Consider the following 25523-nt stretch of genomic DNA (forward strand, 5'->3'; position numbering starts at 1 on the left):
CGGCCACCCACCCGACCGAACCCTGAGGAGGGCGCACCGATGCCACCGATCACCGCAGCGCTCGCCGAGAGCCTCGAGGCCCTGCTCTGCGACGCGGACGGGAACCTGTTCCCCTCCGAGGAGCCCGCCTTCGTCGCCTCCGCCGACGTCACCAACCGCTTCCTGGCCGCACACGGCATCGACCTGCGCTTCACCGCCGAGGAGCTCCGGCTGGCCACCACCGGCAAGAACTTCCGGACGACGGCGGCCGAGCTCGCCGCCTCCGCCGGCCGGGACGTCGTCGACCTCGACACCTGGGTCGCCGAGGAGAAGGTGACCGTCACCAGCCACCTCGCGCAGACCCTCCGCCCCGACGCCGAGGTCAGCGCCGCGCTCACCGCGCTGTCGACGCGGCTCACGCTCGCGGCGGTCAGCTCCAGCGCGCTGTCCCGGCTGGCCGGGTGCTTCACCGCCACCGGGCTGGACGAGCTGGTCCCCGCGAGCCGCCGGTACAGCGCGGAGGACTCGCTGCCGACCCCGACCAGCAAGCCCGACCCGGCCGTCTACCTGCACGCCTGCGCCGACCTGGGGATCACCCCGGAGCAGGGCCTGGCGGTCGAGGACTCGGTGCCCGGGGCCCTCTCCGCGGTCCGGGCGGGCTGCCCGACCGTGGGCAACCTGCGCTTCGTCCCCCCGGCCGAGCGGGCCGAGCGCGCCGCCCAGCTCCGCGAGGCCGGCGTGCTGGCGGTCGTCTCGTCCTGGACCGAGCTGACCGACCTGCTCCGGCCCGCTCCCGAGACCTCGCTGACCCGGGCGGGCGGTGCCCGGTGAAGGTCGTGCTGAACAGCTTCCAAGGGGTCTACGCCGACAACCCGCGGGTCCTCTACGAGGCCCTCCGCGAGCGCGGGGACGACCACGAGTACGTCTGGCTGGCCCGGCCCGACCGGGTCGCGGACTTCCCGGCCGACGTGACCACGGTCGACTTCTGCAGCGCCGAGGCACGCGCCGCCCTCGAGGCGGCCGACGTCGTCGTCTCCAACGACCACATCGGGTTCGACTGGGACAAGCGGCCCGGCACCACCTACCTGCAGACCTGGCACGGCACCCCGCTCAAGCGCATCCACAACGACGTGCTGTGGGCGCCGGAGGGCCGGCTGGCCTACCTGGACACCGAGATCGCCCGCTGGGACGTGCTGCTCTCGCAGAACGCAGCGAGCACCCCGCGGTTCCGGCAGGCCTTCGGCTTCACCGGACCGGTGCACGAGACCGGGTACCCGCGCAACGACGTCCTCAGCTCGCCGGACCGGGACCGCATCCGCGCCGAGGTCCGCGCGCAGCTCGGCATCGCTGACGGGGTCACCGCAGTGCTGTACACCCCCACCTGGCGCGACGACCTCGTCTTCGCCGAGGCCGGCGGTCCGCAGCACACCTTCCCGCTCGACCTGAACGAGTTCGCCGCCGGACTCGGCGAGGACCACGTGCTGCTGCTCCGGCTGCACCAGATGGTCTCCGACCGGCTGGAGTTCCCCGAGGGCGGCCCGGTCCGCGACGTGTCGGCCCACCCCGACATCCGGTTCCTCTACCTGGCCGCCGACGTCCTGGTCACCGACTACTCCTCGACGATGTTCGACTTCGCCGTCACCGGCCGGCCGATCATCAACTTCACCTACGACCTGGACTACTTCGCCGACGAGCTGCGCGGGTTCTACTTCGACCTCGCCGAGGCCGCACCCGGCCCGCTGCTGGCGACCAGCGACCAGGTCCTGGCCGCGATCGCCGAGCTCGGCAGCCGGCCCTGGGTGCCCACGCCCGAGTACACCCGCTTCCAGGAGACCTTCTGCTCCCTGGAGGACGGCCACGCCACCGAACGGGTCCTCGACCTGTTCTTCCCGCCCCAGCAAGCGAACAACGAACCGAGGAGATGAGCATGCGCACTGCAGACCCGATCCTGACCGGGCACAGCGATCGGCGGTCGCGTCCGGCCGTCGCCAGTCGTTCGTCCGAGACCCCTCCCGCGCCCCCGCAGGTGGTGATCCTCGCCGCGGGGATGGGCACCCGGCTGGGCCGCAAGCTGCCCAAGCCGCTGACCCCCCTGATGGACGGGCGGAGCATCATGCAGCAGCAGCTGGACGGCATCCGCGCCGTCTTCGGCGACGCGGCGTCGGTGACCGCGGTCGTCGGCTACCGGGCCAAGGCCGTCATGCGGGCGCAGCCGGACCTGCGGTTCGCCTTCAACCCGGACTTCGCCGTCACCAACACCTCGCAGAGCCTGCTGCGCGCGCTGCGCACCTCGCATCCGGGCGGGGTCCTCTGGATGAACGGCGACGTGGTGTTCGACCCCGCGGTGCTCGACCACGCCGCGTCCCTGGTGCACGCCGACGAGAGCTTCGTCTGCGTGGACACGTCCACGGTCGCCGACGAGGAGGTCAAGTACACCCTGGACGGCGACGGCTTCATCGCCGAGCTGTCCAAGACCGTCGTCGGCGGGCTGGGCGAGGCGGTGGGCATCAACTTCGTGTCCAGCGCCGACAAGGCGGCCCTGATCGAGCACCTCACCGCGTGCGAGCTGCACGACTACTTCGAGCGCGGCATGGAGCTGGCCGTCCAGCACGCCAAGGTGCGCTTCCACCCGCTGGACATCTCCCGGTTCTCCGCCGTCGAGGTCGACTTCGACGAGGACCTGCAGCGGGCGAACACCTGGCTGGGCTCCCGGGCGGCGCTCGAGCCGCTGTCGAACGAGCTGGGCTGACCGACCGGACCCGACCGACGGGCGCCCCACCCCTGCCGGGGGTGGGGCGCTCGTCGGTTCAGCTCAGCTGCGGGGCGACCTCGGCGGCCACCAGGTCGAGGTGGTCGAGGTCGGAGAGGTCGAGCACCTGCAGGTACACCCGGCTCGCACCGGCCTCCGCGTAGCGGCCCAGGGTGTCCACCGCCTGCGCCGGCGTGCCGGCCACCCCGGAGCGGAGCAGCTCGTCGACGTCCCGGCCGATGGCCGCGGCCCGGCGCCGGAGCTCGGCGTCGTCCCTCCCCACGCACAGCACCAGCGCCGAGCTGTTCACCAGGTCGGCGGGGTTGCGGCCGGCCTCCTCGCAGGCCCCGCGGACCCCGGCGAACAGCCGCGCGTTGTCCTCGGCCGAGGCGAAGGGCACGTTGAACTCCGCGGCGTACCGGGCGGCCAGCCGCGGCGTGCGCCTCCGGCCGCTGCCACCGACCAGGACCGGGACGCCGCCGGGCTGCACCGGCTTGGGCAGCGCCGGTGACCCGCTGAGCTGGTAGTGGGTGCCGGCGAAGTCGAACGTCTCCCCCACCGGGGTGCCCCACAACCCGGTGATCACCGCCAGCTGCTCCTCGTACCGGTCGAAGCGCTCACCGAGCTCGGGGAAGGGGATGCCGTAGGCACCGTGCTCCTCGGCGAACCAGCCGGACCCGATGCCGAGCTCGACCCGGCCACCGCTCATCTGGTCGACCTGCGCCACCGCGATGGCCAGCGGTCCGGGCAGCCGGAACGTGGCTGCGGTCATCAGCGTGCCGAGCCGGATGCGGCTGGTCTCCCGGGCCAACCCGGCCAGGGTCACCCAGGCGTCGGTCGGGCCGGGCAACCCGTCCCCGCCCATGGTCAGGTAGTGGTCGGAGCGGAAGAAGGCGTCGAAGCCGGTCTCCTCGGTGCGCCGGGCCACCGCGAGGAGGTCGTCGTAGGTGGCGCCCATCTGGGGTTCGGTGAAGATCCGTAGCTGCACCGCCCGAACGTAGCCACCCGCCGGCCCTGCTGCCGCGGGGATTCCTGCTTGGGGGTGTGCCGGGGGGCGATGCCGGGCAGGATGATCGCGACGCGATCAACCGGAGGTGCTGGAGTGTTCCGCAAGAAGAGCCGGACAGAGGTCATCGGCGCCGAGTTGCAGGAGGGCTTCGCCCACATCGGCGCAGCCGTGGCCGAGGCCCGGAAGGCGACGGCCGAGCAGCTGGGTCCGCAGGTCGCCGCCGCTGCGAAGGCCGCGCAGCAGTCCTACGCCGCAGACGTCGCCCCCCGGGTCGAGGCGGCGGTCGCCGCGATCGCCCCGCAGCTCGACGCGGCGCGGGAGGTCCTCGTGCCCCGCCTGGACGCTGCGCGGGAGAGCCTCGTGCCGCGGTTCGAGGCGGCCCAGAAGAGCCTCGCGCCCCGGATCGAAGCAGCGCAGAAGGCCTACGAGTCCGACGTCGTCCCCCGGCTGGAGGCGGCCAGCAAGGCCGCCCTCGCCAACCTGGAGACCGCCGTCGCCGCGGCCGTGCCCCGGATCGAGGCGGCACGCGGGGCCGCCGGCCCGGCGCTGGACGCCGCCCGGGCCAACCTCGCCGCCCAGGTGGCGGCGACCGCTCCGAGGATCAGCGCGGCACGCGGAGCCGCCGGCCCCCGGATCAGCGCTGCCCGTGACGCGGCCGGTCCAGCGCTGGACAGCGCCCGGGCCAACCTCGCCGCCCAGGTCGAGGCTGCCCGTGCCCAGCTCGACTCCCGCAGCGCCGACCTCGCCGCGACCGCCGCGACGCTGAGCGCGGCCACCGCCAAGCAGAGCGGCAAGGTCCGCAAGGACGCTGCTGCCGCGGCGGAGGCCGCGCGGGTGCAGGCCGCCGTCCGGGTCGCCGCCCTCAGGGCCGCCGCCGACGCGACCACCAGCGCGGCGGGCGAGAAGGCGGAGAAGCTCAGCAAGAAGGCCGACAAGCTGGCCCAGAAGGCCGTCAAGCGGCGCGCGGAGATGGAGAAGGCCACCGCCAGGGCCCGCAAGCAGGCCGCCAAGCGCACCGCGGCGACGGTGACCTCGGTCAGGCGGAGCGTGGGCCTGGAGACGCCCCAGCCCCGCCGCTGGCCGTGGGTGGTCACCGCGCTCGCCGCGATCGCCGCGGGCGTCGTCATCCTGATCCGCCGCAACGCCCCCGAGGACCAGTGGACGCCTGCGCCGACCGGCGACGGCCCCGTGCCCAGCTACCGAGAGGACCCCGTGCCCAGTTCACCGAGCACCCCCGCAGGCGGATCCGAGAGCCCCGAGGCCCAGGGCAAGACGGTGTCCACGTCGATGACCGCACCGTCGGACTCCGGGCCGGCCGAGGGCGGCATCGGGGCCCTGGAGGCCGAGCCGGCCTCCGGACCCGGCGAGCCCAGCAACCAGGACCGTCCGACCACCGCGACCGGCAGCACCAACGACCCGGACAGCCCGGTCGCCACGGCTGCGCCCGACAGCTTCACCGAGGCCCCCGGCAGCGCCGGCAACTCGGCACCCAGCCGGGGCACCCGCCCCGACGAGGACGCCGCGGGCTGACCCGCTGCACCACTCCCTGACACAGGGGCCCAGCCGATCCGGCTGGGCCCCTGTGTCGCGTCGGGGCCCCGGGCGTGCTGATCCGCGGGAGTACCGTGCTCGCCATGAGCCTGGGCATGGAGGAGGCGCCGACGGAGACCCCGCGGACGTCCTCCGGGATCGAGCCGGCCGGTCGCAAGATGCTGCGCCTGGAGGTCCGCAACAGCCAGACACCCATCGAGCGCAAGCCCGAGTGGATCAAGACGAAGCTGAGGACCGGGCCGGAGTACACCGAGCTCAAGTCGCTGGTGCGCCGCGAGGGGCTGCACACCGTCTGCGAGGAGGCCGGCTGCCCCAACATCTACGAGTGCTGGGAGGACCGCGAGGCGACCTTCCTCATCGGCGGTGACCAGTGCACCCGGCGCTGCGACTTCTGCCAGATCGACACCGGCAAGCCCGCGGACTTCGACGCCGACGAGCCTCGCCGGGTCGCCGAGAGCGTCGTCTCGATGGGCCTGCGCTACGCCACGATCACCGGTGTCGCCCGCGACGACCTGCCCGACGGCGGTGCCTGGCTCTACGCCGAGACGGTCCGGCAGATCCACCAGCAGATCCCCGGCTGCGGCGTCGAGCTGCTCATCCCCGACTTCAACGCCGAGCCCGACCAGCTGGCCGAGGTCTTCTCCTCCCGGCCCGAGGTGCTGGCGCACAACGTCGAGACCGTGTCGCGGATCTTCAAGCGGATCCGCCCCGGCTTCCGGTTCGAGCGGTCGCTGTCGGTCATCACCGCCGCCCGCGAGGCCGGCCTGGTGACCAAGTCCAACCTGATCCTCGGCATGGGCGAGGAGCCGCACGAGATCGTCGAGGCCATGCAGGCGCTGCACGACGCCGGCTGCGACCTGCTGACGATCACCCAGTACCTGCGGCCCAGCGTCCGGCACCACCCGGTCGTCCGGTGGGTCAAGCCCGAGGAGTTCGTCGGCTTCCAGGCGCAGGCCGAGGAGATGGGCTTCGCCGGCGTGCTGGCCGGCCCGCTGGTGCGCAGCTCCTACCGCGCCGGCCGGCTCTACCAGCAGGCCGCCGAGGCGCGCGGGCTCACCGTCACCACGGCCTGAGTCCCGCGGCCCGCGTGCAGGGGGCCCGCCGTGAGCTCGCGAGTGCGGGGGGCGGCGGGTCCTTCGCCTATCCTGGGCGGCATGGCACGCAGCAGGTCCACCGACACCTCCGCTCCCTCCGGCACGGCCGGACGGGGCCCGGCCGGCGGGCCGCCCGGACGCGGGACCAAGGGCTCGACGGCCGTGGGCGCCGGCAAGAAGGGCAAGCCCAAGGTCGGCAAGGACGGCCAGCCCAAGGTCTCGCGGCTGGCGAAGATGAAGAACCAGGCCGGCATGATCGGCCAGGCCTACAAGATGACCTACAAGAACGACCCCAAGCTCCCCTGGGTGATGCTCATCGCCTTCGTGGTGGTCGTCGCGGTGGTCGAGCTCATCGGCATCCTGCTCAGCTCCCCGTTCCTGTTCCTGCCCATCGCTGTCCTGCTCGGTCTGCTGGCCGCCTTGATCGTCTTCGGTCGCCGGGCCCAGGGCACCGCCTACCGGCAGGTCGAGGGTCAGCCCGGCGCCGCGAGCTGGGTGCTCGAGGGCATGCGCGGCGACTGGCGGGTCACGTCGGGTGCTGCGGGCAACCGGGAGCTGGACGCCGTCCACCGGGTGCTCGGCCGGCCCGGCATCGTGCTGGTCGGCGAGGGCAACCCCCAGCGGGTGCGGAGCCTGATCGCCCAGGAGAAGCGGCGGATCGCCAAGGTCGTCGGCGACACCCCGATCTACGACGTCACGGTCGGCGACGGCGAAGGCCAGGTCCCGCTGAAGAAGCTCAGCGCGCACGTCATGAAGCTCCCGCGCAACCTCACCGGCGCCGAGGTCAACGCCCTCGGCAAGCGGATGGCCGCGCTCGGCGGCGCCCGGATGCCGGTGCCCGGTGGTCCCCTCCCCGGTGGCCGGCAGATGTCGGTCAGCCAGCGCCAGGTCCGCCGGCGCTGACGCCCGTCCAGCACGCGAACGCCCCGGCCGCTCCCCGCAGCCGGGGCGTTGGTGCGTTCACGCCAGGTCGCGGCGGCGCATCAGCACCAGCCCGCCGACGGCGAAGAGCACCAGGTAGCCCAACAGGACGCCGAGGGCGGTCCCGCCGGTCAGGATCGTCTGGACACCGGGCGTGCCCTCCCCCGTGCTGCCCCCCAGCGCGCCGACCAGCGAGCCGGCGGCCGTGCCGGGCAGGTGGTCGGTGACGACGGCCAGCCCACCGATCAGGTCGGCCACCCCGCGCAGCAGGTTCTCCACCACCAGCGCCCACACCAGGCCCAGCCCCACCGCGAGCGCCGGGCTGCGGGTCAGCACCCCGATCAGGACCCCGGCGGCGCACCACATGCCCAGCACGAGGCTGCCGGCGCCTGCACCCTCGGCGAGCGCGCCGATCGAGGGCAGGGTCGCCGGCTGGTCCTCGACTGCGGCGAGCACACTGGCCACCGCGAGATCGAGGCCGAGGGTGGCCAGCACGAGGCCGACCACCGTGAGCGCCAGGACGACGAGGGTGCCGCCGAAGGCGGTCCCCCGCCCCGGCCCCTGGGTGAGCACCGTCTTCCAGCTGCCCCAGCCGAACCCGCTGCCCGCCGCGAGCGCGCCCAGGATCAGCAGGATCGCCCCACCGAACAGCGGCGTCCCCTGCACCGCGGCCACCGGCACGGCGTCGGGCAGCAGACCGGCCAGCAGCTGCGCGCGGGGCACCTGGTCGGCGGGCCCCGCGGCCTCGCCGGTGCGGTAGGCGATGTAGTCGAAGACGTAGACGAACGCCAGGTCCAGGGCGAACCAGACGCCGATCAGCACCCAGGTCGCCGGCCAGCGGCGCAGCCGGAGCAGCTCGGCGCGGGTGCTGGCCAGCAGCGCGCTCATCGCGCGCCGCCGGCGGGCTGCGTCATCGGCGCCCCGGTCATCGCCAGGAACACCTCCTCCAGCGACCTCTCCACGGTCCGCACCTCCAGCACGTCGACGCCGGCGCTCACCAGCTCCCGGGTCAGCTGCGGGATCAGCGCGGGCCCGGCGTGCACCCGCAGCGCGTCGCCCGCACCGCCGTGCACCACCTCGACGGCGTCGTCGCCGCTGACCCGCATCACGACGGCGAGCGCGAGGTCCAGCGGCCGGGCGCGCAGCAGCACCGCCGTCGCGCCGCGGAGCTCGGCGACGGTGCCCTCGGCCAGCAACCGACCGCCGGCGATGACGCCCACCCGGTCGCAGACCTCCTGGACCTCGGCGAGGAGGTGGCTGGACAGCACCACGGTCTGGCCACCGGCGGCGACGTCGACCAGCAGCGCGCGCATGTCCGCCATCCCGGCCGGGTCCAGGCCGTTGGTCGGCTCGTCGAGCACCAGCAGGTCGGGGTCGCCGAGCAGGGCGGCAGCGACACCGAGACGCTGCTTCATGCCCAGGGAGTAGCGGCTGTACCGGTCACCGCCCCGGCTGCGCAGGTCCACCCGGTCGAGCACGGCGTCGACGCCCCGGTCGTCGACCTGCTGGTAGCGCGCCATCACCCGCAGGTTGTCCCGGCCGGACAGGTACGGGTAGAAGCCCGGTCCCTCGACCAGGGCGCCGACCCGGCCGACGACCGGCGGGCTGCCCGGCGCTCCGCCGAGCACGACCGCCCGGCCGCTGGTGGGCCGGACCAGGCCCAGGACCATCCGGAGGGTGGTCGTCTTCCCCGCGCCGTTGGGGCCGAGGAAGCCGTACACCTCCCCCTGCCGCACGGTCAGGCTGACGGAGTCGACCGCCAGCCGGTCCCCGTAGCGCTTGCTGAGTGCGTCGGTGCGCACGATGGTGTCGGTCATGCCGGTGACCCTCGGCGGCGCCGGCCGTCGCCCGCATCCGCCGTCGGGCGGCTCGCGGCCTACGCAGGACTGCGTAGGCCGATGACGTCAGGACGACGACGCCGGCCAGGGTCCCGCGGTCCTATCGTCGGCGGGTGACCGCTCCCGCCGCACCGGTCCGCCGCGGCCGGCTGCCCGGCGACTGGTGGTGGGACGTCGGCCCCGCCGCGGTGCTGCTGCTGATGTGCTGGCTGGGCACCGGGGCGGCCGCCCGCAACCAGGGACTCCCCCACCCGGGGGTCACGGCCTACGTCCTGGCCGGCGTCGCGGCCCTGGCACTGCTGGTCCGCCGCCGGTCCCCGCTGGTCACGCTGACCGTGTGCGGCGCCGCCATCAGCTGCTACCTGCTGCTCGGGCACCCCTTCGGACCGGTCCTCCTCACCGGCCCGGTGGCGGCGTACGCGGTGGCGACCCGGGTGCCGTGGCGCACGGCGGCCGTCGCCGGCGCCGTCTTCGTGCTGGTCACCGCGCTGCCCCACGCCCTCGACGCCGACGCCGGCGGCTGGGTGCCCCGGCTGGCCTGGGCCGTCGGCTGGGCTGCCGTCGTCTCCGCACCCGGCGCCATCGGCGCCGCCCGGCAGGCCCGCCGGGGCGCCGAGGCGGGGGTGCGCGCCGAGCAGGCTCGGCGGGCGGTCTCCGAGGAGCGGCTGGCGATCGCGCGCGAGGTGCACGACGGCGTCGGGCACGGGCTCGCGGTCATCGCGCTGCAGTCCGGGGTCGCCCTGCACGTGCTGGACAAGGACCCGGCGCGGGCACGCGAGTTGCTCACCGCCATCCAGGCCACCAGCCGCGAGTCGCTGGACGGGCTGCGCGCGGAGCTGCTGCGCTTCCGCGACCCGGCCGCGCCGGGCGGGTCCCCCGCGCTGCGACCCACGCCCGGGCTGGCCGACCTGCCGGCCCTCCTCGACCGGATGCGCGCCGGCGGGCTGGTGCTGCACGCCCGGCTCGACGACTGCCCCGGGGTGCCGGCCGAGGTCGGCGCCGCCGCCCACCGGATCGTGCAGGAGGCGCTGACCAACGTGCTCCGGCACGCCGGCGACACCCCGGCCTGGGTGACCGTCCGCTGCACCGCCGGCAGCCTGCTCGTCGAGGTGCGCGACTCCGGCCCCGGGCCGGCAGGCGGCGCACCCGCCGGGCTCGGCATCCCCGGGATGCACGAGCGCGCCGCCGCGGTCGGCGGGCGGCTGGAGACCGGGGTCGAGGACGGCTTCGTCGTGCGGGCCGAGCTGCCGGTCCGGGGGCGCACCCCGTGATCCGGGTGGCCGTCGTCGACGACCAGGCCCTGGTGCGGATGGGCCTGCGCGCCCTGCTGGAGACCGAGGCCGACACTGAACTGGTCGGTGAGGCGGCCGACGGCCGGACCGGGCTGACCCTGGTGCGGACCGTGCTGCCCGACGTCGTCCTGATGGACGTGCGGATGCCCGAGATGGACGGCCTGGAGGCGCTCCGCCAGATCGCCGCCGACCCGTCGCTCGCCGCGGTCCGGGTCATCGTGCTGACCACCTTCGAGCTCGACGAGTACGTCTTCGCCGCGCTGGCCGCCGGGGCGAGCGGCTTCGTGCTCAAGGACGGCGAACCGGCCGAGCTGCTCCGCGCCGTCCGGGTGGTCGCCGAGGGCGGGTCGCTGCTCTCCCCCACCGTCACCCGCCGGGTGATCGAGCACTTCACGGCCGGGCCGGCCCGCCGGAGCGCGCCGCACGCCGGCGTCGCGGAGCTGACCGAACGGGAGCGGGAGGTCGTCGGCTGGGTCGCCACCGGCCGGTCCAACGACGAGATCGCCGCGACGCTGGTGGTCAGCCCGGCGACGGTGCGCACGCACGTCAGCCGGGCGATGCTGAAGCTGCACGCCCGGGACCGGGCCCAGCTGGTGGTGTTCGCGATCGAGTCCGGCCTGCGGGTCGAGAAGTGAGGCTCGTCCTCCGGCTTCGGTCGGCGCCGTCCGGAGGCTCGTCCCGAGCTCGCGAGGGACGGGGTCCTTCGCCTAGCGATCCCGGACCACCGCGGTGTCGGTGAGCCGGTCGTGCAGCCCGCGGCCGTCGGAGTCGACGACCAGGGCCGGGATCAGCAGCATCAGCAGCCCGGTGCGGACGACGGCCCGCCACAGGGCCAGCCGCTGCCCCGGGTGCGGGTGGGCCAGCCGGAGACCGAGCAGCCGCATCCCCGGGGTCTGCCCGGCGAGCACCAGGAAGACCACCGTCATCACGCCGAAGGTCAGCAGGCTCCACAGCTCCGGCGGCTCGGGGGCGGTGAACAGCGCCGCGACCAGGCCCGAGACCACCGCGTCGATGAGGTACTGACCGACCCGGCGGCCGAAGGGGGCCAGCGACCCGGGCCCGGTGGCCGGCAGCCCCAGTCCGGCGCCGCGGGCCCGTTCCTGAGAGGGTTGGACGTCGTCCCTGGTCACCTCGCAAGCGTAAGTCGTCCCCGGCAGCACCCGGCCGGGTCACGGGGGTGACGATCGTCGTCCCGGACGACACGCCGGGGCCGTTGTTACCGCGACGAAACACCGGAGACACCCCGGAGCAACCCCCCGCTCGTAACTTCTCCTCGAGCTGGCCGTCCATTCCCGGAGGATCGATGTTCAACAGTCCCGACGAGGTCACCGCGTACATCCGCGACAACGACGTGAAGTTCGTCGACGTCCGGTTCTGCGACCTGCCCGGCGTCATGCAGCACTTCACCATCCCGGCGGAGACCTTCGGCCCGGACACCTTCGCCGACGGCCTGGGCTTCGACGGTTCGTCGATCCGCGGCTTCCAGGCGATCAACGAGTCGGACATGCTGCTGCTGCCCGACGCGAGCAGCGCGTACCTGGACCCGTTCCGCATCCACAAGACGCTGAACATCAACTTCTTCATCCACGACCCGATCACGCGCGAGGCCTACAGCCGCGACCCGCGCAACGTGGCGAAGAAGGCCGAGGCCTACCTGGCCAGTTCCGGCATCGCCGACACCGCGTACTTCGGCCCGGAGGCCGAGTTCTACGTCTTCGACTCGGTGCGGCACAACACCGCGATCAACGAGGGCTACTACCACATCGACGCGGTCGAGGGCTCCTGGAACACCGGGTCGCTCACCGGTGAGAACGGCGGCCCCAACCTCGGGTACAAGACCCGGCCCAAGGGCGGCTACTTCCCGGTCGAGCCGATCGACCACCAGAGCGACCTGCGCTCGACGATGATGGTCAACCTGACCAACGCCGGGCTGGAGCTCGAGCGTGGCCACCACGAGGTGGGCACCGGCGGCCAGGCCGAGATCAACTACAAGTTCGACACGCTGCTGCGCTCGGCGGACAGCCTGATGCTGTTCAAGTACATCATCAAGAACACCGCCTGGGCGCACGGCAAGAGCGCGACGTTCATGCCCAAGCCGCTCTTCGGTGACAACGGCTCGGGCATGCACTGCCACCAGAGCCTGTGGAAGGACGGCGAGCCGCTGTTCGCCGCCGAGACCGGCTACGCCGGCCTGTCGGACATGGCCCGGCACTACATCGGTGGCCTGCTCACGCATGCCCCCTCGCTGCTGGCCTTCACCAACCCGACGGTCAACAGCTACCACCGCCTGGTCCCGGGTTACGAGGCGCCGATCAACCTGGTCTACTCCGCGCGCAACCGCTCGGCGTGCACCCGCATCCCGATCTCGGGCGACAACCCGAAGGCCAAGCGCATCGAGTTCCGCGTGCCGGACCCCTCGGCGAACCCGTACCTGGCGTTCTCGGCGATGCTGATGGCCGGCCTCGACGGCGTCCGCAACAAGATCGAGCCCCCGGCGCCGGTCGACAAGGACCTCTACGAGCTGCCGCCCGAGGAGGCGCTGGGCATCGAGAAGGTGCCCGCATCGCTGGACGCCGTCCTCGACCGGCTCGAGGTCGACCACGACTACCTGCTCGACGGTGGCGTGTTCACCTCCGACCTGATCGAGACCTGGATCGAGTACAAGCGGGCCAACGAGATCGACCCGATCCGGCTGCGCCCGCACCCGCACGAGTTCGCGATGTACTACGACATCTGATCGACCGAGCCGCTCCCGGCTCGTGCACACAGCGCAGCCCCCGCCAGGTCTCCCGGCGGGGGCTGCGCTGTGTCCGGCCGAGGACCTCGGGGACGTCAGCGACCGGTCGCCAACGCCGGCGCCTCGTCCGCCGGGGTCCGGGCGACCGGGACGGCCGGTGCCGGCCGGCTGGTCGCCGGTGCCTCGACCGGTGCCGGCCGCCCGAAGAACCACCCCTGCCCCAGGTCGACGCCCAGGTCCCGGAGGACCACGGCCTCGGCGGCGGTCTCGACACCCTCCGCGACCACGGTGGCCCCGCCGCCGTGGCCGAACTCGACGAGGGAGCTCACCAGCCTGGTGAGCACGGGGTCGGTGTCGACCCCGGAGACGATGCTGCGGTCCATCTTGAGCACGTCCGGTGCGGTGACGACGATGTGCCGCAGGGAGGAGAACCCGGCGCCGACGTCGTCGATGGCCAGCCGCATCCCGCGGGCGCGGAGCGGGGCCAGCGCCGCGGCCAGGGCGGCGTAGTCCTCCACCGGGTCGTGCTCGGACAGCTCGAGCAGCACCCGCTCCAGCGGCAACCGCTCCATGAGCGCGGCGAACTCGGGGAGCAGCAGCGTGGCGGGCGAGATGTTCATGGCCACGTAGCCCTCGACCGCGGTCAGGTGCTCAGCGGCCCGGCTCAGGGCGATCAGCTCCAGCTCGTGCCCCAGCCCCACGCTGTGCGCCTCGGCGAAGCACACGTCCGGCGCCTTGTCCCACGCTGCCGGGAACCGGCTCAACGCCTCGGACCCGACGCGGAGCCCGGTCCCCAGGTCCACGATGGGCTGCAGGACGACGACCGGTCCGCCGCCGGCGAGGACCGGCTCCAGGCGACCCACCAGCTCGCGCCGCCGCTCCTGCTCCCGCACGCCGGGCTCGATGATCACCGCGGCGGCCGACGCCAGGACGGTCATCAGCGACTTGTCGCGCTTGGTGAGCCCCTTGTCCGTGGTGAGCCCGGCGGCGCAGAAGGTGCCGTAGAGCTGGCCGTCGCTGAGCACGACGGGGACCGACACGTAGCTGCGGATCCTCGGCAACCGGGCGGCGGGCAGCGCCATCGCCTGGGGGTGCTGCCGCACGTCGGGGATGACCGCCGGCAGGTCGCCGTCCAGGATGGCCTGGCAGAAGGAGGTCTCCTGACGCTGCTGGTTGCCCTCCTGGAACAGGAACGGCACGGAGGACTCGACGACCTCCAGGTGCTGCGTCGTGCCGTCCAGCCGGCTCAGGAAGGCCACGGACAGCTGCAGCGACTCCTTGGCCGTCCGCAGCAGCTCGGCGACCTGCTGGTCGGCGTCTGATCGTCTCCGCTTCACGTGCCCTCACTCTCGTCCTCGGTCCCGACCCCATCGGCCGATCGGGACCGTTGCTGGAGCGCCTCATCCGTCGGGGTCAGCGCCGGGGGACGCTCCCCGCGCCGGCGCATGACGCGGGCTCGGCGCCGGGGGTCCCGGCCCGCCGCCTGGTCAAGCCGCTGAGCCGGCCGGACGGGCACCGGCGGACGAGACGTCATCCCGGGTGTCCTGCGGGGTCTTCAGGGGTGCAGGACGAGAGACCAGCCGTCACCGCCGCCCGGAGGACCCGGCCCGCGGTGGCGGAGGGCGGTCCCTGACCCCGACCGCCCCTCGGATGCCACGTGCCCCCTGACCTGTTCGGGGGCACGTGGCCCCGGGCCCGCGGTCAGCCGCCGGCGCGGAAGCCCCGCTGCACCATGTCGTAGCTCGACAGCACCTCCAGCAGGAAGTCCGAGGCCGCGGCGGCGACCGCCGGGACCTCGTCCGCCGGGGTGTCCCGCAGGACGTCGATCAACACGAGGTGGTGCACCTGCACCAGCTCGAGCAGCCCGAGCTCGGCCTCCAGCCCGGCCCGGCCGATCTCGTAGCCGGCGTGCAGTGCCGCCTCCTCGTGCCGGGCCAGGTAGCGCAGGAACGCTGCCCGGTAGCTGCGGCGGACGCCGTCGTCGCTCACCGCCGTCCGTCCGGGGATCCCGCCGTCCGGCCGTCCAGCAGGGCCAGCCCCTCCTCCAGGTCCAGTGCCGTCTCCACCACCCCGGTGCTCAGCCCCAGCCGGACCATCGCGATGGCGACCTCGGGCTGGATGCCCACGATGACCGTCGCCGCGCCGCGCAGCCGCGCCATGTTGCCGATGTCGCGCAGCGTGCAGGTGGCGAAGGAGTCGAGCACGTCCAGGGCGGCGACGTCGATGACCACCCCGCGCGCCCGGTCCCGGCCGATCGTGGCGATCAGGTCGTGCTGGAAGCGGACCAGCTGGGAGTCGTCGAGCGCGGTGTGGATCGAGGCGATCAGGCAGGTCCCCTGCCGCAGGATGGAGAAGAGCCGGGGCCCCGCGATCATGGCCCGGCCGCCTCGCTGTCCCGCGTCACGATGAACCCCAGCAACCGCTCCGCCTCTTCCAGACCGCCCTGCAGGTCCCCGATGGTCTCCAGCCGGCTCAGGTCCACCCCGATGGTGACCAGCGTCTGGGCGATCTCCGGCGAGAGCCCGGTGATGATCACGCTGGCCCCCATCAGCCGGGACGCGTCGACGGTCTGCACCAGGTGGTTGGCGACGGCCTCGTCGACGTCCGGCACCCCGGTGATGTCGATGACGACGACCTTCGCCCGGTGCGCCCGGATCCCGGTGAGCAGCTGCTCGGTGAGCTGCCGGGCCCGCTCCCGGTCCAGCACCCCGATGATCGGCAGGATGAGCAGCCGCTCGCGGACCCGCAGCACCGGCGTGGACAGCTCCCGGATGGAGTCCTGCTGCTGCCGGATGACCCGTTCCCGCTCGTCGACGAAGCTGACCGCGACGGTGTTGGCGATGCGGTTGGCAGCTGGCTCGTAGGCGTCCAGCACCCGGTTGAGCAGCGGCAGGTCGCGCTGGTACTTCTCGAACAGCGACCGGGCGAGCACGTCGCGCAGCAGCAGGACGATGCCGACGACCTCCTGCGTCTCCACCCCGCGCGGGATGATCCGCTCGGAGAGGTCCCGCGCGTAGTGCTGCAGCGCCTCGACGCTGCCGGTCTCGAGCACCTCGACGTAGTTGTCGTAGACCGACGTCGTCTCCGCCGCCATCTCCTGGCTGGTCATCGCCTGGAGCAGGTGCGCGGAGTGGATCCGGCCGACCCACTCCTGCCGCAGCCGGTTGCGGTGTTCCCGCAGGTGGGCCACCAGCTGGGGCAGGAGGCCGTCGTCGTCCCCCGGCGCACCTCCCGGTGCCGCCCCGCCGACCTCGTCGTCCTCGGTGTCCTCGGTGTCCTCGGTGTTCATCGGTCCTCCCGCCACTTCGTCATCGTCACGGTGGTGCCACGCCCCGGCTCGGAGGCCACGGCGAACTCGTCCATCAGCCGCCGGGCACCGGGCAGCCCCAGCCCCAGGCCGCGGTAGGTGCTGTAGCCGTCGCGCAGCGCCTCCTGCACGTCGGGGATGCCAGGCCCGGAGTCCCGCGCGGTGATCCGGATCCCCCGGCGCGGGGAGTCCAGCAGCTCCACCAGCACCTCGCCGGCATCGGCGAAGCGCACGATGTTGCGCACCACCTCCGAGACCGCCGTCGCGATCTCGGTCAGGTCGGTGGGCGGGAACCCGAGCCGGGCGGCCAGCTCGCGCGCCGCCTGCCGGGCCGCCACCACGTCCGCGTCGGCGCGGACGGCGACCCGCACCTCGTCGTCCCGGCTGCGTCCGCGCCCCATCAGCGGCTCGCTGAGCCGGGCGCACAGCTCGCACTCCAGCAGGTGCCGGGCCGCGTCGACCTCGCGCTGCCGCCGCCGGTCGCCGCTGGAGAGGGCCAGCAGCACCGGCCGGCACCGCGGGGTGGAGGGCTCGACCCGGTCGGCGGCGAGCAGGTACTCGACCCGCAGCCGGGCGCGGGTGCGGTTGAGCTGCGCGGCCACCGCACCCGCCGTGGAGCCCAGCTCGGCGGCGAGGGAGTGGGTGTCCTGCCCGGAGACCTCGTGCGCCAGCAGGGTGCTGCGCTCGCGCTCGGACAGCCGGGTCAGGGCCTCGGCCATCGCCGCCCGGTCCTCCTGGGCCAGCACGTCCTCGTCCGGCAGCTGCGGTGGGCGCAGGTCGACGACCCGGTGCTGGTGGCGCCGCTGCCGGTCCTGGTCCCGCCACATGGTGGCCACCACGTTCCGCGCGGTCACGATGGCGTACGGCTCGACCATGCCCGGCTCGATCCGCTCGACGGCCGCGAGCACCCGGGCCAGCGTCTCCTGCACCAGGTCGTCGGCGGTCGCCCGGTCGGGCACGCGCGCGGCGACGATGCGGCGGACGATCGGGATCAGCGCCGCGACGTCCAGGGGGCCGCGGGGCTCCGGGGAGGAGTCGGCGGGTGCCGGGGCCGGCATGCCGGGCACGCTACCGCCGTCCCGGCGATCCGCACCTCCTGCGTCGACCCGCCGCACGGCGGTCAGCGGTGTCCTCCCGGGGCGCGGCGACTCACCCGGCAGCGCGCCGGTCGGGCCCCCACAGCCCCGCACGGAGCTGGGCAGCGGTCTCCCGGCGCCGGGTGGCGCGCTCGCGCAGCACCTCGGCGAACACCGCGTTGCCGGTGCGGCTCGCCCGGCCGTCGAGCACGGCCGCGGTCTCCAGGAGCACCGCGATCCGGCGGAGGTGGTCGCGGGGCAGGGTCCGGCCGGGAGCGGTGCCCGCTCCCCGCCGGTCGGCCGAGCCGACTCGGCTCCCTGCGTCGCGGACTGCGTCGTCGTCGCTCACGGTCGCCACCTCTCCTCGGTCAGGCCGATCGCCTGCACCGGTGACGACGCTCCCGGACCGACCGGATGACGCGGGACGCCCCGGCGGGCCACCCCGACCGCCTCCAGCGCCTCGAACTCGTGGAAGGCAGCCTCGCGCGCCGACCACGCACGGCACGGCGATCAACAGCAGCGGCTGATCGGGGTGCGCTCGACGGCGTCGGCCCGGCGCCGCTCGAACTCCCGCCGGGTCAGCGGCTCGTGCCCGTGCTCGGCGCACTCCCGCAGGTGGTCGTCCCAGCGGGCCTCGCCGCTCCACTCACGCAGGTACCACCGCACCCCGCGCCCGGCCCGGACGAGGGCCGCCCGCACGTCCCCGGCGGTCACGGCCGACCGCCGTCCCGGCTCCCGGCACCCGAGCCGACCAGGCGGTCGTGCTCGGCCAGGGCGCGCTTCTCCTCGGCCGTGGCCCACAGGCCGGCCGGTTCCACGAGCTCCGACGGCGTGGGCGGTTCCTCCGTCGTCGGCAGGCCACCGGCCCGGATCGCCCGGGCGATGACGAACACGGCGTTGGCGACGACCACCAGCACCAGCACGGCGAAGAAGCTCTGCAGGATGCCGTTGAGGGTGGAGTTGAAGATGACCTGGTCCATCTGCCCCTGGTCCTGCGCCGGTGCCAGCAGCTCACCGGCGTCCTGCGCGTCCCGGTACCGCTGGGCCTGCGCGAAGTAGCCGATCGCCGGGACGTCGGAGAAGACCTTCTGCCAGCTCGCGGTCATGGTGACGACGAGGTCCCAGACCAGCGGCACGCCGGTCACCCAGGCGTAGCGCAGCTTGCCGTGCTTGATCAGGAGCACCGTCACCAGGGTCAGCGCGATGGCAGCGAGCAGCTGGTTGGCGATCCCGAACAGCGGGAACAGCTGGTTCACACCACCCAGCGGGTCGGTCACCCCGATGTAGAGGACCGAGCCCCACAGCCCGACGACGATGGCGCTGGCGATGACGTTGGCGGGCCGCCAGGACAGGTCGCCGAAGCGCTTCCAGACGTTGCCGATCGAGTCCTGCAGCATGAACCGGCCCACCCGGGTGCCGGCGTCGACGGCGGTCAGGATGAACAGCGCCTCGAACATGATCGCGAAGTGGTACCAGAACGCCTGGAGCCCGCCACCGAACGCGTCGCTGAAGATCTGCGAGATGCCGATGGCGAGCGTGGGGGCGCCGCCGGTGCGCGAGATCAGGGTCGGTTCCTGGACGGCGGCCGCGGCGGCGGCGAGGTCCTGCGCGCTGGTGTCGAACCCGAGCCCCTGCACGAAGGTGGCAGCCGTGTCGACCGCGCCGCCGGTGGCCCCGGCCGGGCTGTTCATCGCGAAGTAGAGCCCCTGGTCGATGACGCAGGCGGCGATCAGCGCGCTGATGGCCACGAACGACTCCATCAGCATGCCGCCGTAGCCGATGAGCCGGACCTGGCTCTCCTTGGCCACCATCTTCGGCGTCGTGCCCGAGGAGATCAGCGCGTGGAAGCCGGACAGGGCGCCGCAGGCGATGGTGATGAAGACGAAGGGGAACAGCTGGCCGGCGAAGACCGGACCGGTGCCCTCCCGGGCGAAGTCGGTGACGGCCTGGGCCTGCAGCACGGGGCGGGAGATCAGCAGCCCGAGCGCGAGCAGGACGATGACGCCGACCTTCATGAACGTCGACAGGTAGTCGCGCGGGGTGAGCAGCAGCCAGACGGGCAGCACCGAGGCGACGAACCCGTAGACGACGAGCGCGAGGACCAGCCACTCCTTGGACAGCGTCAGTGCGTCGCCCAGCCCGGTGTCCTGGATCCAGCCACCGCCGACGATCGCCAGCAGCAGCAGCGCGACGCCGATGCCGGTGGCCTCCAGCACCCTGCCGGGTCGGAGCCGGCGCAGGTAGAGGCCCATGAACAGCGCGATCGGGATGGTCAGCGCGATGGAGAAGACCCCCCACGGCGACTCGGCCAGCGCGTTGACCACGATCAGCGCGAGCACCGCGAGGATGATGATCATGATCGCGAAGACGGCGATCAGCGCGGCGACGCCGCCGACGACGCCGATCTCCTCGCGGACCATCTGACCGAGGCTCTTGCCGTTGCGGCGCATCGAGAAGAACAGCACCGTCAGGTCCTGGACGGCGCCGGCGAAGATGACGCCGACGACGATCCAGATGGTCCCCGGCAGGTAGCCCATCTGCGCGGCGAGCACCGGCCCGACCAGCGGCCCGGCGCCGGCGATGGCGGCGAAGTGGTGACCGAAGAGCACCCGCCGGTCGGTGACGTCGTAGTCGACGCCGTTGTGCAGCCGCTCGGCCGGGGTGGCGCGACGGTCGTCGGTGCCGAGCACCCGGTAGGTGAGGAACCGCGCGTAGAAGCGGTAGGCGATCGCGTACGAGCAGAGCGCCGCGAACAGGATCCACAGTGCGGAGATCGACTCGCCGCGGGCCAGCGCCAGCACCGTCCAGGCGACCGCACCCACCGCTGCCACCGCGACCCAGATGGCCACCGAGCGCACCGACGAGCGGCGTCCGGCTGCCCCGCCCGGCGGCTGCCCGCCGCCGCTCGCGTCGTCCCTGGTCGCCGTCGTGGACATGAGCGCCTCCGAGCACCGCGGCGTCATCGTCGACGCCGTCCGCGCAGAGCATAAGGTCCGGGACCGAGCCGGGCGGGACCTCGGTCCCCAGTGCGCCTGGCTGCTGCGGGCTCAGCGGATGAACAGCATCTCCTGGTAGGTCGGCAGCGGCCACAGGTCGTCGGCGACGACGTCCTCGAGCTCGTCCGCGGCGGCCCGGACGGCAGCCATCGCCGGGAGCAGCGCGTCCTGCGCGCGCTGCGCCTCCTCCAGCGCCGATCCCCCCGCGTCACCGGCCAACGCCGTCCGCAGGGTGACCAGTGCGCCGCGGAGCTCAGCCAGCGGCGCGCTGATCTCGGCCAGCACCGACAGGTCGGGGTCCACCCCGGCCGCCTTGAGCGCGCCGAGGTTCTGCGCGACCTCGGTCTGGTGCCGGACAGCGGCCGGCAGCACCGACGTCGTCCCGATCTCGAGGGTCAGCCGGGCCTCCACCCCGACGCTGAGCGCGTAGTGCTCCAGGCCGATCTCGTAGCGGCTGTGCATCTCCCGGTGGCTGAACACCTGGTAGCGGCTGAACAGCTCCATCGCCGAGTCGGTGATCAGCTCCGGCAGCGCGTCCAGGGTGGTGCGCAGGTTGGGCAGCCGGCGTGCCGCGGCCTCGACCTGCCAGTCCTCGGAGTAGCCGTCGCCGTTGAAGACGACCGCGCCGTGGTCGGTGATGACCTCTTCGAGCAGCTTCTGGACGGCGGTGTTGAACTCCGCGCCGTCGGCGACCGCCGACTCCAGCTGCGTGGCGATGTGGTCCAGCGCCTCGGCCATGATGGTGTTGAGCGTGACCATCGGGCCGGCCACCGACTGCATCGAACCGGGCGCGCGGAACTCGAACCGGTTGCCGGTGAAGGCGAAGGGGCTGGTCCGGTTGCGGTCACCCGGGTCGGTCGGGAGCACCGGCAGGGTGTCGACGCCGATCGTCAAGGTCCCCTTCTCCTTCGACGACGTCGCCCCGCCCTTGGCCACCTGGTCGAAGACGTCGGCCAGCTGGTCGCCCAGGAAGATCGAGATGATCGCCGGCGGCGCCTCGTTCGCGCCGAGCCGGTGGTCGTTGCTGGCGGAGGCGACCGAGGCGCGGAGCAGCCCGCCGTACTTGTGCACCGCGCGGATCACCGCGGCGCAGAAGACGAGGAACTGGGCGTTCTCGTGCGGGGTGTCGCCCGGCAGCAGCAGGTTCCCCTCGGTGGCATTGCCCAGGGAGAAGTTGACGTGCTTGCCCGAGCCGTTGATGCCCTCGAACGGCTTCTCGTGGAAGAGACACTCCATGCCGTGCTTGCGCGCTGTCCGCTTGAACGTCGTCATCAGCAGCTGCTGGTGGTCGGCCGCGACGTTGCCCCGCTCGAACATCGGAGCGATCTCGAACTGGCCTGGCGCGACCTCGTTGTGCCGGGTCTTGGCCGGGATGCCGAGTTTGAACAGCTCCCGCTCGGTGTCCATCATGAAACCCAGCACCCGCTCGGGGATGGCCCCGAAGTAGTGGTCGTCGAACTCCTGACCCTTGGGCGGCTTGGTGCCGAACAGGGTGCGCCCGGCGTTGAGCAGGTCCGGCCGGCCGAGGAAGAAGTGCCGGTCGACCAGGAAGTACTCCTGCTCGGGGCCGCAGTAGGAGACCACCGCGTCCGGGGTGGCGTGCCCGAACAGCCGGAGCACCCGTTCGGCGTGCTTGGCCATCGACTGCTGGGACCGGAGCAGCGGCGTCTTGTGGTCGAGCGCGTCACCGTTCATCGAGACGAAGACGGTGGGGATGCACAGCGTGTTGCCGTTGGGGCTCTCCAGCACGTACGCCGGGCTGGTCACGTCCCAGCCGGTGTAGCCGCGCGCCTCGAAGGTGTTCCGCAGCCCGCCGCTGGGAAAGCTCGAGGCGTCCGGCTCTCCCTGGGTGAGGGTCTTGCCGGCGAACTCGGCCAGCGCCGAACCGTCCCCGGCCGGTTCGAGAAAGCTGTCGTGCTTCTCGGCGGTCAGCCCGGTGAGCGGGTAGAAGACGTGCGCGTAGTGCGTCGCCCCCTTCTCCATCGCCCAGTCCTTCATCGCCGAGGCGACGGCGTCGGCGACCAGCGGGTCCAGCGGCGCGGCGTGGTCGATCGTCGCCAGGACGGACGTGTAGACCGACTTGGGCAGCCGCTTCTGCATCACCGCCTTGCTGAACACGTTCGCGCCGAACACCTCGCCCGGCGTCTCCCCCGCGGTGAAGCTGACGGCCGGGGGCACGTGGGCCTCGACGTCCTTGATGGCCTGCAGACGGACGGCGTTCCCGCTCACGGGAGCTCCCTCGGGACGGCGGTGCATGCCCGGGAACCGGACGGAACCCGATGCCGCGAACCTAGGAAGGGCACGCACCAGTGGTGTTTCGCGCGGGTGAACACTGCCTCCGCGGCAGGGCTCAGGCAGCGTCGTCCTGCGGCAGGTCGAGGTCGGGCGCGATCATGGCCTCGTTCGTGTGCAGGCTGAGCAGCCAGGGCCCGGCCACGTCCCCGACCGGCACGCCCGCCCGCTCCGCGACGGTGCTCACCTGCGCGGCCACCAGGTGCCGGGCTGCCTGGTAGACCTGGGCAGCGGACACCGCCACCTGCAGCTCGTCCAGCCACAGCCGGCCGTCCGGCAGCAACCGGACGTCCGGTCGGGCACCCCAGCCGAGGTCGGCCGCAGCGCTGCTGACCAGCGAGATCGCGGCCCGCAACTCCATGACCTGGCGACGCCGACGGTCTCCGTCCGCCGAGCGCTCGGCCGCGCCCGGTCGTCCCCCGGTGCTGCTGCCCTCGTGTGCCTCGATCTCCATCGGGTCCTCCTCAGCGACGTGCCCGGGTCGTCCGTGCGGCACAGCGTGGCGGCCCGGCGGCGGCAGCAGGCGGACGTCCCGGGTCGGGTGTGCTGCCGGTGCGCTGGCGGGACGAGTGGGACGAACCGACGCGCGCCCGACCCAGCGGCGTGCGGTCAGCGCAACAGCACGTCGAGCAGCTGCCCGGTGATCCGGTCCCGGTCGGCGGCGAGCACCACCTCGGTGGCCGCCGCGGCCGGGTCCGGCACCGCGAACGGACGCCGGTCGACCAGCAGCATCCCGCGCGTGCGCCCCGGCGCGAGCTCCACGCCCACCGGCACCGTGGCGGTGCGGGTGACCACCGAGGGGTCGACCGCGACGACCGCGGCGGTCGGGTCGTGCAGCGGGCACCCGCCGGCGCCGCCCTGCAGCGCGTAGAAGTCCAGGTAGTGGGCCAGGACGCCGGTGAGCAGGTCGGTCAGCGGCGTGCCGTGCGCGGCGATCCGGGCGACGTCGTCGGCGGTCCACCAGGTCGCCATGGTGGTGTCCAGCGGCACCAGGGTGAGCGGGAAGCCCGCGGCCAGCACCAGCGCTGCGGCCTCCGGGTCCATCGCGACGTTGGCCTCGGCGACGGCGGTGATGTTGCCGGGGTGCTCGACCGCGCCGCCCATGAGCACCAGCCGGCGCAGCAGCTCGGGCAGCCGGGGCTCGAGCAGCAGCGCCAGCGCGATGTTGGTGAGCGGGCCGGTGGCCACCACGGTGAGCTCGCCGGGCTCGGCGCGGGCGAGCCGGACCAGCTGCTCGGCCGCGGAGACCTCGGCCAGCCCCGCGGTGTGCGGCACCGCCTGCCCGCCCAGCCCGTCGAGACCGTGCACCAGCCCGGTGACGTCGGCCGGCTGGACCAGCGGGCGTGCGGCACCGACCGCCACCGGGATCCCGCTGCGGCCGGCGACCTCGATCAGCTGCAGCGCGTTGGACCCGGCCTGGGCGGCGTGCGCGTTGCCGTGCACGGTACCGATGGCGACCAGCTCCACGTCGCCGCGCAGCAGCAGGAAGAGCGTGGCGACGGCGTCGTCGATGCCGTGGTCGCCGTCGTGCACGATCCTCACGCCGGGGCCCCGGCAGCGTCTGACTCCATGCCGCACCGTAGGCAGGTGGTGTCCCGGCGCTGCCGGCATGGTCAGCAGCGGCTGGTCAGCTCCGGTGCCGCGCCGAGTGGGCTGGAGCCCGTCCGCTGCGCCGGGATGAACGGCCGGGTCCTGCTGGACGCGTCGACGGTGACGCGTGCGGCCTGCGTGGGCACCGGGTCGGGCCGCAGCCAGACCGGCTCGTACCCCGTCCGGCGCTGGAAGTAGCGGGTGCCCGCGCTGGACAGGAGCATGGACCCGCGCACGGTGAGCATGGTGACGTCCCGGGCGATGAGCTCGGCGACGACGTGGGTGTGCAGCGGGTACCGGAGGGTCTGCCCGTCGGGCACGGTCTGCAGGGTCCGGAGCCCGGCCCAGCCGCCGTCGACGACCACCTCGCACACGGCCACCGGGTCCCCGGCGGCGTCGTGGCTGACGGCGAAGAGCGGCGACACCCCGGGCAGCGCCCGCGGTCCGGTCAGCAGCGCCAGTGGGCCACCCCGCCGCTGACCGATGTGCGCCGCGCTCCGCTGCACCTCGGCCGGGGACAGGTCGCTGGTGGAGGTGAGCCCGTCCGCCGCGGCGCGGTTGAGGTTGGTGCGCAGCGCCTGCCGGGGTCGTCCGCGCAGGTACTCGGCACGGGACGCCGGCAGCCGCAGGAGCCCCACCGGGACCCGGTCGACCGGCAGCCGGCGGCCGGCACCGAACCACGAGCGCAGCTCCTCCCCCGCCGGCGCGGCCGAGAAGGTGGCGGTCTCCCGCGGCAGCGACCGGAGCAGGGCGAGCAGCGCGGCCGGCCCTCCCCGGGACGCCGCCGCGCGCCAGGCGGTCGCCCGGTCCGGTGCGTGCCGGACCGTGGCCAGGTAGCCGGCAGCGGTCTCGATCGCGGGGTCGCAGGTCCAGTCCGACGACGGTCGGGACGGCGCGGCAGCGGATGGCATGAGCGTCCTCGGGAGCTGGGGACGGGCGGGGGACATGGCCCGTCCACCGGTGACGGTGCAGGCGTCAGGGCCGTGCACGTCCTCCCGCTGTCTGGAGACCGCGGGCAGTAAAGCAGCGAGATGGTTGCACATTGTGACGACACGCACAGGTGGGACGGCTGTGCTCCGAACGACGAGAACG

General features: G+C 73.5%; 26 protein-coding genes. 10 read left to right on the forward strand and 16 right to left on the reverse strand.

Annotated elements, in window-relative coordinates; translation table 11 throughout:
- Positions 1 to 39: 39 nt before the first annotated feature.
- Genes FHL79_RS00480 through FHL79_RS00490 form a run of 3 tightly spaced genes read left to right on the forward strand, consistent with a single transcriptional unit; the run spans position 40 to position 2728 of the window.
- A complete protein-coding gene (locus tag FHL79_RS00480; protein ID WP_138756681.1) occupies positions 40 to 810 on the forward strand; it encodes an HAD family hydrolase in 771 nt (256 codons plus the stop codon).
- The gene (locus tag FHL79_RS00485) at positions 807 to 1904 is read left to right on the forward strand and encodes a CDP-glycerol glycerophosphotransferase family protein (RefSeq protein WP_138756682.1); all 1098 of its coding nucleotides are present in this window, start codon (positions 807 to 809) and stop codon (positions 1902 to 1904) included. Before FHL79_RS00480 ends, FHL79_RS00485 begins: the two co-directional genes overlap by 4 nt.
- 2 nt (positions 1905 to 1906) lie before the next feature.
- On the forward strand, positions 1907 to 2728 hold the full coding sequence (locus FHL79_RS00490; protein WP_138756683.1) for a phosphocholine cytidylyltransferase family protein: 822 nt from the start codon (positions 1907 to 1909) through the stop codon (positions 2726 to 2728).
- Positions 2729 to 2786: 58 nt separating this feature from the next.
- Here FHL79_RS00490 and FHL79_RS00495 read toward each other — a convergent pair whose 3' ends face one another.
- Positions 2787 to 3716, reverse strand: a complete 930-nt coding sequence (locus FHL79_RS00495; protein WP_138756684.1) for an LLM class F420-dependent oxidoreductase — start codon at positions 3714 to 3716, stop codon at positions 2787 to 2789.
- 114 nt (positions 3717 to 3830) lie between these two features.
- On the opposite strand from FHL79_RS00495, the gene FHL79_RS00500 reads away from it, so the two are divergent.
- The 3 genes from FHL79_RS00500 (at position 3831) to FHL79_RS00510 (ending at position 7285) form a co-directional block, all read left to right on the forward strand.
- Positions 3831 to 5267 carry a hypothetical protein gene (locus tag FHL79_RS00500; protein WP_138756685.1) on the forward strand — a complete coding sequence of 479 codons (1437 nt, stop codon included), beginning with the start codon at positions 3831 to 3833 and terminating at the stop codon, positions 5265 to 5267.
- Positions 5268 to 5371: 104 nt separating this feature from the next.
- Positions 5372 to 6361 carry a lipoyl synthase gene (gene lipA / locus FHL79_RS00505; protein WP_218938272.1) on the forward strand — a complete coding sequence of 330 codons (990 nt, stop codon included), beginning with the start codon at positions 5372 to 5374 and terminating at the stop codon, positions 6359 to 6361.
- An 81-nt stretch (positions 6362 to 6442) separates the two neighbouring features.
- Positions 6443 to 7285 carry a DUF4191 domain-containing protein gene (locus FHL79_RS00510; protein WP_138756686.1) on the forward strand — a complete coding sequence of 281 codons (843 nt, stop codon included), beginning with the start codon at positions 6443 to 6445 and terminating at the stop codon, positions 7283 to 7285.
- A gap of 57 nt (positions 7286 to 7342) precedes the next feature.
- Here FHL79_RS00510 and FHL79_RS00515 read toward each other — a convergent pair whose 3' ends face one another.
- Both FHL79_RS00515 and FHL79_RS00520 read right to left on the reverse strand, forming a co-directional pair.
- Entirely contained in the window at positions 7343 to 8191 is an 849-nt protein-coding gene (locus FHL79_RS00515) for an ABC transporter permease (RefSeq protein WP_138756687.1), read from the reverse strand.
- Positions 8188 to 9120 (reverse strand): ABC transporter ATP-binding protein, encoded by a 933-nt coding sequence (locus FHL79_RS00520; RefSeq protein ID WP_138756688.1) that lies wholly within the window; start codon positions 9118 to 9120, stop codon positions 8188 to 8190. The genes FHL79_RS00515 and FHL79_RS00520 overlap by 4 nt, the downstream gene beginning before the upstream one ends.
- 134 nt (positions 9121 to 9254) lie before the next feature.
- Between FHL79_RS00520 and FHL79_RS00525 the strand changes: the two genes are divergently transcribed.
- Together FHL79_RS00525 and FHL79_RS00530 are read left to right on the forward strand one after the other, a co-directional pair.
- Positions 9255 to 10412, forward strand: coding sequence for a sensor histidine kinase (locus tag FHL79_RS00525; protein WP_138756689.1), 1158 nt, complete (start codon positions 9255 to 9257; stop codon positions 10410 to 10412).
- Between the two features lie 5 nt (positions 10413 to 10417).
- A complete protein-coding gene (locus FHL79_RS00530; protein WP_342777081.1) occupies positions 10418 to 11068 on the forward strand; it encodes a response regulator transcription factor in 651 nt (216 codons plus the stop codon).
- A 72-nt stretch (positions 11069 to 11140) separates the two neighbouring features.
- Here FHL79_RS00530 and FHL79_RS00535 read toward each other — a convergent pair whose 3' ends face one another.
- Entirely contained in the window at positions 11141 to 11563 is a 423-nt protein-coding gene (locus FHL79_RS00535; protein ID WP_138756691.1) for an RDD family protein, read from the reverse strand.
- A 173-nt stretch (positions 11564 to 11736) separates the two neighbouring features.
- Between FHL79_RS00535 and glnA the strand changes: the two genes are divergently transcribed.
- The gene (glnA, locus tag FHL79_RS00540) at positions 11737 to 13170 is read left to right on the forward strand and encodes a type I glutamate--ammonia ligase (protein WP_138756692.1); all 1434 of its coding nucleotides are present in this window, start codon (positions 11737 to 11739) and stop codon (positions 13168 to 13170) included.
- Positions 13171 to 13265: 95 nt separating this feature from the next.
- On the opposite strand, the gene FHL79_RS00545 is transcribed toward glnA, so the two are convergent.
- The 8 genes from FHL79_RS00545 to FHL79_RS00580 all read right to left on the reverse strand — a co-directional run bounded on the left by FHL79_RS00545 (position 13266) and on the right by FHL79_RS00580 (position 20402).
- Positions 13266 to 14507 (reverse strand): EAL domain-containing protein, encoded by a 1242-nt coding sequence (locus FHL79_RS00545; protein WP_138756693.1) that lies wholly within the window; start codon positions 14505 to 14507, stop codon positions 13266 to 13268.
- Positions 14508 to 14871: 364 nt separating this feature from the next.
- Positions 14872 to 15159, reverse strand: coding sequence for a phosphatase RsbU N-terminal domain-containing protein (locus tag FHL79_RS00550; RefSeq protein ID WP_171057941.1), 288 nt, complete (start codon positions 15157 to 15159; stop codon positions 14872 to 14874).
- On the reverse strand, positions 15156 to 15545 hold the full coding sequence (locus tag FHL79_RS00555) for an STAS domain-containing protein (RefSeq protein WP_138756695.1): 390 nt from the start codon (positions 15543 to 15545) through the stop codon (positions 15156 to 15158). Before FHL79_RS00555 ends, FHL79_RS00550 begins: the two co-directional genes overlap by 4 nt.
- A complete protein-coding gene (locus tag FHL79_RS00560) occupies positions 15542 to 16459 on the reverse strand; it encodes an STAS domain-containing protein (protein ID WP_138756696.1) in 918 nt (305 codons plus the stop codon). The genes FHL79_RS00555 and FHL79_RS00560 overlap by 4 nt, the downstream gene beginning before the upstream one ends.
- Positions 16456 to 17535, reverse strand: a complete 1080-nt coding sequence (locus FHL79_RS00565; RefSeq protein WP_138756697.1) for a sigma-70 family RNA polymerase sigma factor — start codon at positions 17533 to 17535, stop codon at positions 16456 to 16458. Before FHL79_RS00565 ends, FHL79_RS00560 begins: the two co-directional genes overlap by 4 nt.
- A 91-nt stretch (positions 17536 to 17626) precedes the next feature.
- Positions 17627 to 17902: a hypothetical protein gene (locus FHL79_RS00570; RefSeq protein ID WP_138756698.1), complete on the reverse strand. Its 276-nt coding sequence runs from the start codon at positions 17900 to 17902 to the stop codon at positions 17627 to 17629.
- A 161-nt stretch (positions 17903 to 18063) separates the two neighbouring features.
- Complete coding sequence (locus FHL79_RS00575; protein WP_138756699.1) at positions 18064 to 18267, reverse strand: YbdD/YjiX family protein; 204 nt, start codon at positions 18265 to 18267, stop codon at positions 18064 to 18066.
- A complete protein-coding gene (locus tag FHL79_RS00580; protein WP_246080170.1) occupies positions 18264 to 20402 on the reverse strand; it encodes a carbon starvation CstA family protein in 2139 nt (712 codons plus the stop codon). Before FHL79_RS00580 ends, FHL79_RS00575 begins: the two co-directional genes overlap by 4 nt.
- Between FHL79_RS00580 and FHL79_RS24885 the strand changes: the two genes are divergently transcribed.
- On the forward strand, positions 20395 to 20628 hold the full coding sequence (locus tag FHL79_RS24885) for a hypothetical protein (RefSeq protein ID WP_171057938.1): 234 nt from the start codon (positions 20395 to 20397) through the stop codon (positions 20626 to 20628). The genes FHL79_RS00580 and FHL79_RS24885 overlap by 8 nt on opposite strands.
- On the opposite strand, the gene FHL79_RS00585 is transcribed toward FHL79_RS24885, so the two are convergent.
- The 4 genes from FHL79_RS00585 to FHL79_RS00600 form a co-directional block, all read right to left on the reverse strand.
- The gene (locus FHL79_RS00585; RefSeq protein ID WP_138756701.1) at positions 20601 to 22778 is read right to left on the reverse strand and encodes a glutamine synthetase III family protein; all 2178 of its coding nucleotides are present in this window, start codon (positions 22776 to 22778) and stop codon (positions 20601 to 20603) included. The genes FHL79_RS24885 and FHL79_RS00585 overlap by 28 nt on opposite strands.
- 121 nt (positions 22779 to 22899) lie before the next feature.
- Complete coding sequence (locus FHL79_RS00590; protein ID WP_246080172.1) at positions 22900 to 23295, reverse strand: hypothetical protein; 396 nt, start codon at positions 23293 to 23295, stop codon at positions 22900 to 22902.
- 155 nt (positions 23296 to 23450) lie between these two features.
- Positions 23451 to 24383, reverse strand: coding sequence for a nucleoside hydrolase (locus FHL79_RS00595; protein WP_218938273.1), 933 nt, complete (start codon positions 24381 to 24383; stop codon positions 23451 to 23453).
- A 71-nt stretch (positions 24384 to 24454) separates the two neighbouring features.
- Positions 24455 to 25342: a hypothetical protein gene (locus FHL79_RS00600; protein ID WP_138756703.1), complete on the reverse strand. Its 888-nt coding sequence runs from the start codon at positions 25340 to 25342 to the stop codon at positions 24455 to 24457.
- Positions 25343 to 25523 lie beyond the last annotated feature (181 nt).

The sequence above is a fragment of the Modestobacter altitudinis genome, from assembly GCF_005930475.1.
Classification (GTDB): domain Bacteria; phylum Actinomycetota; class Actinomycetes; order Mycobacteriales; family Geodermatophilaceae; genus Modestobacter; species Modestobacter altitudinis.